Genomic DNA, 14,016 nt, shown 5'->3' with positions numbered 1-14,016 from the left:
GTGGGAGAACGTACGGGTCAGGAGCGCCTCTCCGGTGCAGGCGAGTGTCGTATCAGTCGAAGGGCAACAAAGATCATCAAGTTCTTCCAGCCTCGGCGGGGCAACCCACTGCTCCTCGGCCCCGATTCTTCTCGTGTGCGCCAATGGGCGAGGGTCTTCCGGCTGGTGGTACTGAGAGGATGGTCGGCCCCCAGTACCCGCGTCATGTCCTCCACTACGCCGGTCAAAGCGGCCACGGCTCCGGCAGGGTCTCCCGCCTCACCTTGCCATTCAGCCAGGGTTTCACGGGTGATGAGAGTGGAAGGGTGCTCGGGTCCCAGCACCTGGACCATGTCGTCCAGGAGTTCGGAAAAGGCCGTTGACGCTTTTACCGCATCACCCATCTGTCCCCAGGCATAGGCAAGGTTGGCTCGGGTGCTGAGGGTGTGCGGGTGGTGGGGGCCGAGGATCCGGGTTCGGTCTTCGAGGAGTTCGGCGAAGGCGGCAGCCGCAGCGGGTGCGTCGCCCGCTTCTCCCCGCCACCGGGCAAGGTTGCTCCGGGTGTCGAGGGTGTGCGGGTGGTCGGGTCCCAGGACTCGGGTTCGGTCTTCGAGGAGTCCGGCGAAAGCGGCAGCCGCAGCGGGTGCATCACCCGCCTGCCCGCACGAGTAGGCAAGATGGTGCCGGGCGCCCAGCGTGTCCGGATGATCGGAGCCCAGAACACGCACCATGTCGTCCAGCAGCGCGGAGAAGATGGCCGTTGCCCTGACAGCCTCTCCGCACTGACCTGTCCAGCGAGCCAGACCGTGCCGGGCGGTGAGGGTGTTGGGGTGATCGGGGCCAAGACGCTTGGTCGTGCTGGTGACGAGCCGACGGTGGTAGTCGCGGGCAGCGGCGACCTGGCCGGATTTGCCGAGGCTGCGGCCGGCCCGGAACAGCACCGCATGCGCGCCCGGCCGATAGAGCGCGTCCTCGGCACAGGAAGCCAGGGCGGCCGTGTTGTCGCGCAGGAGCCGCGCCAGTGAGGTATCGCGCTCCACATAGGGCCAGGTGGTTGCCAGGGCGTCCGCAGCCGCACGGGCGGCATCATCGCGCTGGGGGCCGGTGAGGGAGTCACGGACGGCTCGTTGGACGATTTGGTGTACGCGGACTTCGGCGGCCACGGCTTCGGGGGGACGGTCGATCAGGCTCAGTCGGCGCAGGATACTCAACGACAGGCGGACGTCCCTCTCGGAGAGCAGTCCGTCAGCCGTGGTGTGTGCTGCGCTCGGGCGAGCGGTTGGCTCCGCCGGCGTGGAGGCATGGGCTTTGTCAGCAGGAGCTGTTGAGTGGGATGCACTTCGGTTCCGCGTGACATAGGCACGAGCCGGTGCGCTGACCAGAACGGCATCCGGGACTCCATTGCCGTCCAGGAACGCCGCGAGTTGAAGCAGAGGGCGGGCGAATCCCACGGGCCGGAGGGCGTCGGCTCGTTCGATGGACAGGGCCCAGGTAGCGGCTACCGTCTCCCGTTGTCCATCGGGTCGGCGAGCGGGTGCGGTGTCATCCAACACTGTGGCGCGGTCCGAGAACAGCCGGCGGTACTGAGCGCAGTTCATTCCCACGTCAGAGAGCTCGGCGACATAGGCAGCGGCCTGGGACAGGGCCAGGGGCAGGTGTCCCAGATCATGTGCAAGGGCGGCTACCACTTCCTGCGGTTCGGCCAAGCAGTGGGCAGCCAGGACGGCGTTGAGGTAGGCGAGCGATTCCGCCGGAGAGAAGACTCCGACCGGGATGAGCTGACGGCCGGCCAACAGAGCGGGCTCGCGACTGCGGGTGGTGACGAGCGTGCAGCCGGTGGGGCTGGCGGGCGGCCATAAGCCGCACAGGTGGTCAGGGTCGGTCACGTCGTCGAGGACGACCAGCCAGCGGCAGGGACGCTGGCCGAACTTGGGCTCCAGCCAGGCCAGGAATGCGGTGGCGGCCTGATCTGCGTTGACAGGTGATGTGCTCCCCAGCAGTTCCGTCGCCGCTGCCGCGTAGGAGGAGATGACGGCGGATGTTTCGGCTGCGGTTACCCAGACCAGCACGTCTAGATCGCCGCTCTGCCAGAGGGTCCGTGCGTAGCGGGCGGCGAGTTGAGTCTTTCCCGTCCCTCCCAGGCCGGCCAGGACCGCTGTCGGCGTGGCATGCGTGACACCGGTTACGCCCGTCAGTAGGAGGGCTCTGTCCAGGAGGACGGTCTCCGCGCGATCCTGGAAGCCCCCCGCCTGCGCAGGGATTGCCCCGACTTGATGCGGCCACGAGGCCGGCGGTCGAGACGGCTCATGGTAATAAGCGATCTTCCCTGTCACCGGGCCGTGGAACGTGCTGCGCCGGAAGTCGAATCCGTCACCGTCAAAGCCGGCAGCGTCCTGTGCGGTTCGGTCCCCAGTTCGGCGTTGCTCCACCAGCCGCTCCTCAGGCTGAGACGAGATTCCACATCCACCCTCGCTGGTAGCGGGCCGTAAGCCAACGGGCCGGTGTCGTTTGGTTTGGGCTGACGGTCTTGACGGGCGTCGGCGGGTTCGCGTCGGTGGCTTTCAGATTCGGCGCCGTGTTCGTGGTGCGGGTCTTCGAGGACGCCGCCAGGTTCGAGTTGGCGTCCTTTGCGGGCTGCACCGGCTTCCGGACGGTGGCCCTTCACGGGTGATGCCCGGTTCGGGTTGGCGATCTGCAAGGGTGACGCCCGGCTCACGTTCACGGCTTTTGAGCCGTTGTCAGTGCTGCCGGGCATGATCGGCGCGTCAGCTCGTAGCGGAGACAGGGGAGTGGCATGCCGATCACCAACCAGCGGGTAGCGGGACACGCGTTTTTGCGGCAGATGTACGGCGACTCGTACTTCCCTGATCACGTGGTCGACAAGGGGAAGGCCATCCTGCTGCGGCTGTGCGAGCGAATTGAGGCCGAGCGGCCGTCGGATCTGGAGACCTTGTATGCGCTCACCCAGGCTGCGACGGAGGAGTTCAACCTGCTGGACAGGGAGTTCGTGGCGGCCGGGAGTGAGATCGAGACGGTTGCGCGTGAGTGGATCTGTGACGAGTTCTGTTTCGTCGCGTCGGCATACGGGTTCACGGACGCGGACGCGGAGGAGCTGACCGCCAGCCGGGACTGGTGAACGAAGACGAGAAGGCCACCGCCGATCAAAGCCATTCGTTGAGAGCTGCGATCAGCACGGTGGCCTGGGCCGCCGGCGGTGGCGCAGGTGTGCCTCGAGCCGGGCAACGGCCTGCTGCGGCCGCCGCCAGACGGGCCACCACGGCTTTTGCCTTCGCGAGTTCCTTGCCCAGCTGCTCGACCCGGTCCGCCAGCACGACCCGCCGCTGAATCACCCACGTCAGCCCCGGCCACCCTCCGCCCCCTCCCGCCCCGTGAACTCCTCGTAGGCATAGAGCCGCGGCCAGCTTCTGTCCCGGCTCATCGTTTCGACGCCCCTCGGTTCGCCGAGGCTGCGGTCGCATCACCCCAGTGGGCTCCACTCAACGCTGGGCCCGGCCGGCCCGTTCTGCGCCACGTCGGTCAGGACATCGGGAATTTCCACGGGACGGAGCCTGACATGAGCCCTGGCCACGCGTGAAGCGGTACCGGCCCTGTCGTCTTGTCCGTCTGGTGTCCGGCTCCGATGGCGGTTGTTTTCCCGGTCCCGCCGGGGCAACGGTCGGGCTGGTTCGGGAGTCGTATGGGGTGACACCCATCCGTTTCCTGAGCTCGCCACCAACTGCTGCTGCTCGTGGGGTGGTTGGTGGCAAGGCCCCTGTCATCCTTTGGAGGATTCATGAGCCGCTTCGCCGGATCACCGGGCGACAGATCGAGCGGCCGGCGCGACATCGCCTCGCCCGTCACCGCCGCACGTGTCCTACGCCGCGGGCCCGGCGGCCGTGCGAGAAGCCGCACCGCTTTGGTGGGGGCCGTCGCCGTTGCGCTGGCGGGCATCGGCGCCTCCGCCGATGCCGCATCGGCTACCGCACCCCGTGCCCCGGTGGTCAGCGGCGCCACCATCAACTCCGGCCATGACGTCATCGTGGGGATCACACACAACGTGGTCTTCCCGGTCACGGTCAGCGGATCGGATGACTCCGGCCTGTCCTTCGCCGATGTGGATCTGAAGGGGCCGCACGGCGGTTTCTACACCACCGACGCGTTCTGCGAGACCGCGACAGCGTGCACGACGGTGTTCACCGTCAACGCCCACCCGGCCCCGGGCAGTGACGATCCGGTGGACCTGGCCAACACCAACGCGGGAACATGGTCGGTCGACGCACTGGCCGACGCCAACGACGGCGATTCCGTTTTCGCCCCCGGTGTGGGGTCGTTCGGCCTCAAGCGTGCCGCGCGGCTCACGGTCAACGCCGCACCGGAACCGGTGGCCAAGGGCGCTCGTATCGCCGTCACCGGCACGCTGGTGCGGGCCAACTGGGACACCTACCGGTATGCGGGATATGCGGGCCGGGCCGTGGAACTGCAGTTCCGCCCGAAGAACAGCAGCATCTACACCACGGTGGCCACTGTGAGCACCAGCAACACCGGCACCCTGCGCACCACGGTCAAGGCGGTCAAGGACGGTTACTGGCGCTGGAACTTCACCGGCACCTCCACCACCGGCCCGGCCAAGGCCACCGGCGACTACGTCGATGTACGCCCCTCCACCAAGGGGTAGTTCATCTACCTGCCCGGGTCCTGACGCCTGTTGGGCACTCGTCCGTCGGCGTACGTGAGAGGAACTCCGACCGAACAATTGTGATCTTGCTCGGTCGGGATGATCGACCTGCGCTGACGGTGTCCCATTTAGGGTGTCCGGTGATCTGTATGCTCAGCGGGGGCTTGCCGTACGCTCCGGGCATGAGCGAACGCGTCAAGGGCTACGCACCCGCGAAGGCATGGCGGTGGCGCGGGCCAAGGGCAGACTCAAGGAAGCAGCCCAAGCTCACTGCCCGTCAGCAGACGCACCTGGTCCGGCAGCACCAGTCCGGCGAGCACACCATCGCCGAACTCTTCTCCGTCAGCCGCGCCATGGTCTACCGCGTATTTGAACGCCACCAGAACGCACCCGCGCCTTCGACCTCGGCCGGGCAGTGACGTGCTGCCCTACGTCTACCGGGTCACCAAGTACGATCCTGCCGACCGCGATGAGCACGGCCACTACACCGGGACCGAGCCTTCCATCAGCGACCACGGGCCAGTCGAAGCCGCGTACCTGCAGGCCATCGCCGTCTTCGCCGAAGAGTCCGGTGTCGACCAGCTGGCCATCCGCGAGCCGCAGATCGGCGGCTTCGCCCCCTTCGGCCTGGAGCCACCGGTCGACGGCGACGGCCTGGCGGACCTCTTCCCAGCCGGCCTCGCCGGGTTCCACGACGGTGCGTTGGTGCCGACCGCCGTCGGCCTGGAACTCGTCCGGGCCATGCTTCGCGACAACGGCGCCTGGTGCCGCCTGGAGACGGAGGGAGTATTCGCGGTGCACGTCGGCTGGGACCAGTACCTCTACATCGGCAGCAACCTGCCCTGCGAAGCGGCGCTGGCCCGCACCCGCTCGCTCGGGCTGTTCCCGGAACGTCTGGACGCTTCTCCGTACGAGTTCGCCCCCGACCACCCAGTGCGCGTACAGCGCCCGGCCGACGCCGACTTCTGGGCCCGCCTCCACTGGGCGGTCAGCGCCCACCGCGCCACGTTCCTGGAGGAGACCTACGCCGCGAACGCCTCCCGGTGGCACCGCCTCACCCGCGACAACCCCGAAGCGGTGCGCTCTCAGCTGACCCCGCGCGCACAGCTGGCGGTCTGGCCGGACCTTCTCACCGACATCGACGCGGCAGTGGCCTCTTTGCCCGACGAGGGCCTGGTGGAAGTCATCTGGGAGGACAAGGACGGGCGGATCACCAGCACCGTCGTGGACGAGACCCAGTTCGAGGCAGTGACCTCCCAGCTCGCCGGCGCGTGTGCTGCAGGTGTCGTATCTCTGGCTACCGATGAGCGGCACCCGCTGTTCACAGCTGTACTGCCCGACAGCGACGGCGTTGTCCGTGCACGCTGGCAGACCGAGCCGACGCCCAGCGACCGGGACTGGGCCTTCCTGAAAACCCTGCGGCGCGGCCAGGTCGTCACAGGCACGGTGACGGCCATCGCCAGCTTCGGAGTCACCTTCGTGGACATCGGCGGCTTCACTGCGATGATCAACATTCCGGAGCTGTCCTGGCGTCCGATCAACCACCCCTCCGACGTCGTCAGCGTCGGCCAGGAGATCACCGCCCAGGTCCTCGACGTCGACATGGTCCGGGAGCGGGTGCCACTGTCGCTACGTGCAGTGCAGGACGACCCGTGGCCGCAGATCGCGCAGAGGATCGGCCAAGTGGTCATTGGGCCGGTCACCAAGATCGTGCCGTTCGGCGTCTTCGTGCGCATCGAAGACCGAGAAGACGGCTTCCAGGGCCTCGTGCACACCAGCGAGCTGCATGAATCGTCCAAAGACGTCATCGAGGTCGGCGACGCCCTCACTGTGAAGATCATCGACGTCGATCTCGCGCGCCGTCGTACCGCCCTGTCGCAAGTCCAGGCCCTCGCCTCCACTACAGAAAGTCAGCCGCGTGACTGAGGACGAGAGGGATCCGATGCAGGCCGAGTTGGACGATCCCCTCGCGCAGCCTGACGATTCGGCGCGAGCTCGACGATCTCCGCGCGTGGCTCTGGAGAGAGCTCTGAATCCTGCGTCAGGAACCGGCACCCCAAGGGCTGACTGCCCTGAGCGTCGCGTCCGACAAGGAGGTCGTCGCCGCTGTCGCCCAACTGCCGGGCCGAGATTCATGCCCTCAAGCAACCCAACGACGGTACAGAGCCTCAGTGGGACGGCCTCTACGAAATCCGGTTCAGCTCACTGAGCGGGGCTCCCCTGCACCCGTCATGGCCCGATGGATACAGGTAAATCACCAGCGACGTAGGCCTCTGCAGGAAGTCGACCGCTGTCTGAGCGACTTCAATCCCTGACCGCCGGCATCAAGTAGGCAGACCGTAGAATCCGCTGCCGACTGACATCGGGCTTTCGAAAGTTCCCCGGTATGTCACGTTCGACCGTTTCGATGAAGCTCTATGAAACCCAAGCATCGTGGCCACGGAGCCGCAGGTCACGCAATCTGCTCCCCGCGCAGGCGGGGATGGTCCCTGCTTGCCGTACTGGAAGCCGGCTATGGCCCTCTGTCGTGGTCCGAGTTCACCGATACCGGTCCCTGCCCTACATGCGGCCATTAGTCTGAAAGGGGCCGCGCAAGCCCACACAAGCGGGTATTGATACTCCGTCATGCCCGAACTGCCGATGTCCTGGTGAGGCCCAGGTTCAGCCGGCGAACGCAGGTCGGACGGATCCGGACACACGGCCGAGCACGCTCAGCGTCGCTCTGGAGGACATCTTGTCCGTACGCCCGGCCGGAGGGGGCTAAGCGTGGAGACAGCTGGAGAAATGAATCAGCCGCCCCGGGACATTCAGCTCACTCCCCAGGAACGGCTCACGCTCCTCAGTGCGATCGCCGACATCTCCCGCGACATGGACTCGGCCCGACTACTGCTGGACAACATCGGCTTCCCGCGGGGTCAGGTCCCCGCGTTCACCAGCCCGCTCAACTTCTGGAACGAGATCTTCTTCCAGATCGACGCCGGCGCTCCCACGACGTTCCGCCTGATGCTCGCAACCGCCCTCCAGATCTACGGCGCCCACTCCGACCTGCGCGAACTTGGCGAACGCCACGGCGTGCTGGACGTACCGTCGGGTACGCCGAGTCCTAGGTGGCGGGGGGTGCCTCTGAGCCAGCCGTTACTCAACGCCAACTCGACTTCCCTTGGCGATTGGGGGGCGTTGATGTATGTCAACGGTCAGCCTGTTCTCACCGCAGCAGGCCTTGGCGATCTGAGCTTCTGGGTTCCCACGTCGGCGTCCAGCGAGGTTGCCGGGTTGTCCGTCCGCGGCTTCGAGGGGTTTGCGCGATGGGGGGCTTGGGGGTCGGTTGGCCGTCGGCCGGTGTTGGCCACGGGGGGAGAGGACGGGACGATTAGCCTGTGGGGCCACTTCGAATCGGGCCAGGGCCCGTCGTCGCTGGCGGCCGTCACGCATTCGCTCACCGGCCATGATGGTCCTGTGCTGTGGGGGGCATGGCAGCGCATTGAGGGACGGCCGGTGCTGGCAAGCGGGGGAGAGGACGGAACGGTCCGGTGGTGGGATCCAGCCGAGGGGCTGCCGCTGGGGAATCCGCTCCACGGTCATTTCCATCCTGTCTCGTGGGGAGCGTGGGGGATGGCCAACGGCCATCCGGTCTTGGCCACGGGTGGCCAAGACGAGGTAGTGAACCTATGGGAACCCGGGCAGACTCGGGGAATTGAGAAAAACACGGGTCCCACCCAGTGGGGGGCCTGGGGGATCGTCGACCACCAGCCCGTCCTCGCTACCGGCGGTGATGGCAGCAAGGTCCAGATGACCAGCGTTGACACCACCCCGTCCACCGTGACGCTGGTCAGTGAGACGAGGGCCGCCGGCCCCCTGTTGTGGGGGAAATGGGCCACTGTCGGCGGCCAGGCTGTCCTGGCGGCAGGAGGTGACGGTCGGGTCGTGAACCTCTTCACCGCCGGTCCTGGTGCTTCAACAGCTCGTGGGCTGATCGGGCACACCGGCACCGTGCGGTGGGGGAGTTGGGGCAGCATCGAGGGGCGTCCCGTGCTGGCCACCGGAGGCGACGACGCAACGGTAAGGCTCTGGGACCCGGTCCGTGGCGCACCGCTGGGGGAACCGCTGACCGGTCACCCAACTGGGGTCCGCTGGGGTATTTGGGGGCAGGTTGGAGACCGGCCGACTCTGTTCACTGGGAGCCGCGAGGAGATCCGGCCCTGGGAGATCATCGAAGATCGCCCCTTGCCCAGGTTCCTGCCGGCCTACAGGTCGGATGCCGTTCCCGCTGTGGACGAGCTGGACCGCACTGACGATGCAGCCGCCCTGGCAGAACTGGTCACCGCGCGCACCGCCACGCCTCCCTTGGCGGTAGGGCTGTTTGGGGACTGGGGTGAAGGCAAGAGCCATTTCCTCAACCTGCTGCGCCAAGAGGTTGAGACAGCAGCGCGGCCGGACAACCCGTTGTCCCATACCGCGGTCCGTCAGGTGCAGTTCAACGCCTGGCACTACGCGGAGACGGACCTCTGGGCCAGCCTGGTCGCCGAACTGTTCGCTCAGCTCGCCACTCCCACGGACGGGGATCTGGCGTCCGAACAGCGTCGGCAGTCCCGGCTGACAGCGGAGTTGATCGCGGAGCGGGGCCTCAGGGAACGGCTGCGAGCGGCCCGCGCGCGTCGGGATGACCTGCGGCGAGCCCTCCGCGAACCGGCAGGCCCCTGGGACTCACTGCCGCCGGCTCAGCAACAGGAGTTGAGACTTCTCGCCGGTGAGCGCCCTGAAGAAGTCTTCCGGGAGGCTGCTCGCAGCGCTGCGGCATTCCAGGAGACAGGCAGAGCAGCATGGCGGCTTGTCCGTGGAGTTCCCGCAGCCGTGATCGTGAAGCTCCTCAGCCTTGTTGTCGCTTTGGCCGTGGTGGCCGCAGCAGTCGTCTGGGGTCTTCCAGGCGTGTGGCGTTGGGCAGCCTCGGTTCCGGGCGTGGCCGGCCTGCTCGCGGCCCTGTTCCTGAAAGCACAGTTCGCGAACGCGGCGAAGGCACGCGCAAGCAAGGCGTGGCAGGCAGCCCTTCGGTACGGAACGCAGCAGCGCCAGCGCATGGAGACAGCCGCGGAGGTCGCCGAAGCCGAGGTCCACGCGTTCGAAACGCAGCTGCAGAACCTGACGGCCGCCGGGCAGTTGGCAGGACTGGCCATAGAGCGGGCCACGGAGGGCAGCTACCGGGGCCGCCTTGGAGTGATGACACAGATCCGCGAGGATTTCCAGCGCATGGCCGAACTCCTGGCAAGTGCCACGCAGGAGCGGGCGATCCCCACTCACGCCCAGGGCCCAGGCCGTGACTTGGCAGACGGAACGGAGGTTCCCGGCAGCGATGCCTCTGATGGCCAGCCCGACCGCAGCGGCGGGGCACGTGCCGATGAAGTAGATGACGAACTGCCGAGGATCGACCGGATCATCCTCTATATCGACGATCTTGATCGCTGCCCGCCACAGCGCGTCGTCGAGATGCTGGAGGCCATCCATCTGCTGCTGGCCGTCGAGCTGTTCGTTGTCGTGGTAGCCGTCGATCCCCGATGGCTCCTGCGCTCCATTGCTTCGCACTACCGCGAACTGGTGGACGTGCCCTCGCCTCTCGCACAGGACGAAACCGAGGAAGGGAGCTCGGTCGACCCCGACGACGAGGAACTGTGGCGCTCAACCCCGACCCAGTACCTGGAAAAGATCTTCCAAGTGGTTCTCACCCTGCCGCCCCTCAACACGAACGGATACCAGCGGCTGTTGCGGACATTGGTCGGCACGGCAACTGCCCAAACGCCGGAGACACCAGCCGCCCCCACACCCCCGGAGGCGGACACACCAGTGCCACCAACCGAGCCGCAGGCTCCTGAACCTGAGACGGACAGTGAGGAACACACCCAGCCGTCCGATGCCTGGGCAGAGCTGCCCGCCGCCCGCGTCGTGGAGCGGGTCGACCCCCTGACCCTCACCCCAGACGAGATCACGCTCATGGATCTCCTTGGCCCACCACTGCTGGTGTCCACCCCACGGGCGGTCAAGCGGTTCGCCAACAGCTACGGCCTGCTCACAGCGATGCGCCATGCACATCGCAACGCAGACCTCGCCGAACAGCACGTCTCCCCGCCCGGCAGCAGGCTGAATGGACAGCAACCGGTCACGTACTGGCCCTACCGGAGCAGCATGGTGCTGCTCGCCGCGCTCATCTCCTACCCGTCCCTGGGGCCAGCGCTCTTCTTGCACCTGCACCATGCCGCAGCACGCGACCCTGATCAAACGTGGGCGCAGTTTCGGACCACGCTGACCCCGCACCGGGAGCCCGCCGCCTGGCGTAACGGTGCCGATCCGCACATGACGCCAGTACAAGCACAGCAGTGGCAGGCTCTGCTTCGCAGCATGGATCAAGTTGCGGCCGCGGCTGCCAGCGCCGGGCTGCCCCTGCCGGAACCACTGTCAGCGTGGGCCCAATGGGTCGTCCCGGTGGGACGGCTCTCGTTCCCGACCGGCCGCATCGTCAGCACCCTGGAGCGACAGCACCCGCTCCCGTAGCGGAAGGCACAGCCGCTCCGTGACGAGCTGCAGTTTGTCAAGGTAAATCCCAAGCGACGCAGGCTTCTGCAGGGAATCGCCCGATGTCTGAGCGACTTCAAACCCGACCGCTCGGCATGCAGTGGGCAGACAGTAGAATCCGCTGCCGACCAACATCGAGTTTCCGGAAACGCGCCGTATGCCATGTTCGACCGCTTCGATGAAACTCTATGAAACCCAAGCGTTGTGGCCATGGAGCCGCAGGTCACGCAGTCTGCTCCCCGCGCACGCGGGGATGGTCCCAAGCCCATCCAGGGCGACGACCTGGAGCGCGACTGCTCCCCGCGCACGCGGGGATGGTCCCGCCCGCATGGAATTCGACATGCAGATCTCCGGAGTGACCGGAGACTCAGGTGTCAACGATGATCGGATCCGGACGGCTTGTGGTGGCTCGTCGGCGAGGAGGTCCCCGGCTTCCCGCAGGAGGACCCCCAGCGGGGCGGGTTGTGTGGGTCCGATGCATCGACGTCAGTGTTGGCCACGGCGTCGCCGAGGCTATCGCGGAAGGCGTCCCAGTTGCGGCCGAAATGGGCCAGGAATCCGAGCCCTTCGGCCCATTCGGCGAACAGACCGCGGCTGGTGCGGCAGTGAGAGGCGGCCACCTCCCTGCGCGTGGGGATGCCGACCCACCCCTGCGTCAGCGGGCTGATCCAGGCGGTCGTGCCTGTCATGAGGGTCTTCCTTCTCGAGCAGTTGGGGCGGAGGTACACCTCCGCCCCAACTGCTCGCGCTATGAGCGGTCCCTGCGGCCAGTACTGGCCCAGGTAGGCGAACGAGCTGTAGTGGTCGAAGGTGGCGAAGGTGTGCCCGAGCCGACGCCGCAGCCACCTCCAAGGCCAACCGCGTCTTGCCCACCCCGCCCGCTCCGCTCAAGGCCACCAGCCGCGCCACACCTAGGGCCTGTTTCATAAGTGGATCAAGGCCTGTCATGATCCACTCGTGGGGCGTGGAGATCTGACGAGCGAGCAATGGGCCGAGCTGGAGCCGTTGTTGCCGGGGGGCAAGAAGCCGGGGCGGCCTCCGGTCTGGTCCAAGCGGCAGCTGATCAACGGCATACGTTGGCGGACGCGGACCGGCGCGCCCTGGCGCGACGTTCCCGCACGCTACGGCGAGTGGGAGACCGTCTACGGCCTCTTCCGTCGCTGGCAGCGCGACGGCACCTGGAGCCGGATCCTCACCCAGCTGCAGGCCGAGGCCGACGCGAGAGGCCTGATCACCTGGGACGTGAGCGTGGACTCCACGGTCGCGCGGACGCATCAGCATGCCGCAGGCGCTCGAAAAGGGGGATCTGCAGCAGGACAAACCCGGCGGAGTCGCAGTCGAGCCCGCCGACCACGGGCTCGGACGCTCGCGCGGTGGACTGACCACGAAGGTGCACTTGGCGGTCGAGCACGGACAGAAGCCGCTGTCCTTCCTGGTCACCGCCGGCCAGCGGCACGACAGTCCCCAGTTCCAGCCGGTCCTGGAGCGCATCCGGGTACCGCGCGTGGGCGTCGGCAGGCCGCGCTGCCGACCGGACCGGGTCCGGGCCGACAAGGCTTACGGGTCCCGAGCGAACCGCGGCTACCTGCGCAGACGCGACATCCGCTGCACGATTCCGGAGAAGTCCGACCAGATCCGCAACCGCAAGAAGCTGGGCACCCGCGGCGGTCGCCCGCCGAAGTTCGACAAGGCCGACTACCGCGAGCGCCACGCAGTCGAGTGCGGGATCAACCGCCTCAAGCGTCACCGGGCGGTGGCCACGAGGTACGACAAACTGGCCGTCCGCTGCGAGGCCACGGTCACCATCGCCGTCATCAACGAGTGGCTGTGATCACTACAACGATCCGCGACTCCCTGGGCCGGCGTGCGACCCTCCAATCCAGAAGGTCAGCGCCTTCCGTCCACCTCCCAGCGACCGCCGCATCGCATTGACCAGTCGCACCTGCGCCTGAGCCACCTCCGCGCCGGCCTCCCGGAACTCCTCTTCGCCAAGTGGCGTACGGACCGGATCGACTTCTCGCGCGACGCGGTCCAAGAAGCGGTCGACCGACTGGCCGAAGCTGTCGACCTCTCCCGCAACTTCTACGGGAGCGATCAAGCTGACCTTCGTCAGAACGGCGCTCCACTCGGCCCAGTCGTAGTCCCAGCCGCGACGTTCGGCGTGTGCGCGCTTGATCTCCATCGTGAACTTGGCGTAGTGGCCGAGGAGTTCTTGGTAAGCAACGAGCTGCTGATCTCGCGACCACTGATGGTCCTGGCCCCGTCTGGTGACGATCCCACCTACCAGCACTCCTGCAGTCGCCGAGGCCGCTCCAGTAACGGTCGTGATCAGCGCTTCCAGCAAAGCCACCCCAGCCCCCGTGCCCAGCAACTGCCGTTCGATTCGCGATCGGAACATAGCACTGGTGCGTGTTGGCGCGTCAGAGCATGCAATGGCCTCGTAGCGGACGATGACATCGGTGGCTGGCCGACGCTTTTGAAACCCACGCCCTAGAAGACGGCGCACTTCAGCCATCTCCTGCTGCCGCCCCACGAAACTGGTGAAGGCAGCAGGCAAGTCACCCGACGCACGAATTACGCTGGTCACGTCCGGTCCATTCCGTACGCATTCGGCGCCAAGCCCCGTATGCCTGGCTCTTCCCAGTTCCTGTCACGTGACAGTCCTGGAGTTACTCATGTAGTCAAGGCCGGGCTGGATTCGATCGCCGTGGGCGCTGGCCGCTCAGTGCCTCTTCGCTCCGCGACCGTGCGGCCGCAGGCACGGTGTGTGTTCGGGCCCCCGGCGCCCAGCGACCGCGATT

At 67.0% G+C, this 14,016-nt stretch carries 9 protein-coding genes; 6 read left to right on the top strand and 3 right to left on the bottom strand.

Annotated features, from left to right (window positions below; translation table 11 throughout):
• Positions 1-17 precede the first annotated feature (17 nt).
• A complete protein-coding gene (locus tag ABZS97_RS13695) occupies positions 18-2,408 on the bottom strand; it encodes a tetratricopeptide repeat protein (protein ID WP_356137113.1) in 2,391 nt (796 codons plus the stop codon).
• A gap of 365 nt (positions 2,409-2,773) precedes the next feature.
• Here ABZS97_RS13695 and ABZS97_RS13690 point away from each other — a divergent pair, with 365 nt between their 5' ends.
• The 5 genes from ABZS97_RS13690 (at position 2,774) to ABZS97_RS13670 (ending at position 11,194) form a co-directional block, all read left to right on the top strand.
• On the top strand, positions 2,774-3,115 hold the full coding sequence (locus ABZS97_RS13690) for a DUF5713 family protein (protein ID WP_356137111.1): 342 nt from the start codon (positions 2,774-2,776) through the stop codon (positions 3,113-3,115).
• Positions 3,116-3,772: 657 nt separating this feature from the next.
• Positions 3,773-4,654 carry a calcium-binding protein gene (locus tag ABZS97_RS13685; RefSeq protein ID WP_356137109.1) on the top strand — a complete coding sequence of 294 codons (882 nt, stop codon included), beginning with the start codon at positions 3,773-3,775 and terminating at the stop codon, positions 4,652-4,654.
• Positions 4,655-4,836: 182 nt separating this feature from the next.
• The gene (locus ABZS97_RS13680; protein ID WP_356137107.1) at positions 4,837-5,073 is read left to right on the top strand and encodes a hypothetical protein; all 237 of its coding nucleotides are present in this window, start codon (positions 4,837-4,839) and stop codon (positions 5,071-5,073) included.
• Between the two features lies 1 nt (position 5,074).
• Entirely contained in the window at positions 5,075-6,580 is a 1,506-nt protein-coding gene (locus ABZS97_RS13675) for a S1 RNA-binding domain-containing protein (protein ID WP_356137105.1), read from the top strand.
• Between the two features lie 858 nt (positions 6,581-7,438).
• On the top strand, positions 7,439-11,194 hold the full coding sequence (locus ABZS97_RS13670; protein WP_356137103.1) for a P-loop NTPase fold protein: 3,756 nt from the start codon (positions 7,439-7,441) through the stop codon (positions 11,192-11,194).
• Between the two features lie 395 nt (positions 11,195-11,589).
• On the opposite strand, the gene ABZS97_RS13665 is transcribed toward ABZS97_RS13670, so the two are convergent.
• A complete protein-coding gene (locus ABZS97_RS13665; protein WP_356137101.1) occupies positions 11,590-11,904 on the bottom strand; it encodes a barstar family protein in 315 nt (104 codons plus the stop codon).
• A 268-nt stretch (positions 11,905-12,172) separates the two neighbouring features.
• Between ABZS97_RS13665 and ABZS97_RS13660 the strand changes: the two genes are divergently transcribed.
• Positions 12,173-13,046 (top strand): IS5 family transposase gene (locus ABZS97_RS13660; protein WP_356137099.1). Its coding sequence is split into 2 segments (ribosomal slippage): positions 12,173-12,564 and positions 12,563-13,046, totalling 876 coding nucleotides; the frame shifts between segments, so codons are not numbered across the junction.
• A 3-nt stretch (positions 13,047-13,049) separates the two neighbouring features.
• Here the strand turns inward: ABZS97_RS13660 and ABZS97_RS13655 are convergent.
• Entirely contained in the window at positions 13,050-13,802 is a 753-nt protein-coding gene (locus tag ABZS97_RS13655; RefSeq protein WP_356137097.1) for a hypothetical protein, read from the bottom strand.
• Positions 13,803-14,016 lie beyond the last annotated feature (214 nt).

The organism is Streptomyces sp. NPDC005485, from assembly GCF_040606085.1.
Taxonomy (GTDB): domain Bacteria; phylum Actinomycetota; class Actinomycetes; order Streptomycetales; family Streptomycetaceae; genus Streptomyces.
This window is presented reverse-complemented; position numbering and strand designations above follow the sequence as displayed.

Bases quoted from the DNA above. Each gene is read 5' to 3' on its own strand.
- ABZS97_RS13690 (WP_356137111.1), top strand. From the start codon at position 2,774: ATGCCGATCACCAACCAGCGGGTAGCGGGACACGCGTTTTTGCGGCAG.
- ABZS97_RS13685 (WP_356137109.1), top strand. From the start codon at position 3,773: ATGAGCCGCTTCGCCGGATCACCGGGCGACAGATCGAGCGGCCGGCGC.
- ABZS97_RS13680 (WP_356137107.1), top strand. From the start codon at position 4,837: ATGAGCGAACGCGTCAAGGGCTACGCACCCGCGAAGGCATGGCGGTGG.
- ABZS97_RS13670 (WP_356137103.1), top strand. From the start codon at position 7,439: ATGAATCAGCCGCCCCGGGACATTCAGCTCACTCCCCAGGAACGGCTC.
- ABZS97_RS13665 (WP_356137101.1), bottom strand. From the start codon at position 11,904: ATGACAGGCACGACCGCCTGGATCAGCCCGCTGACGCAGGGGTGGGTC.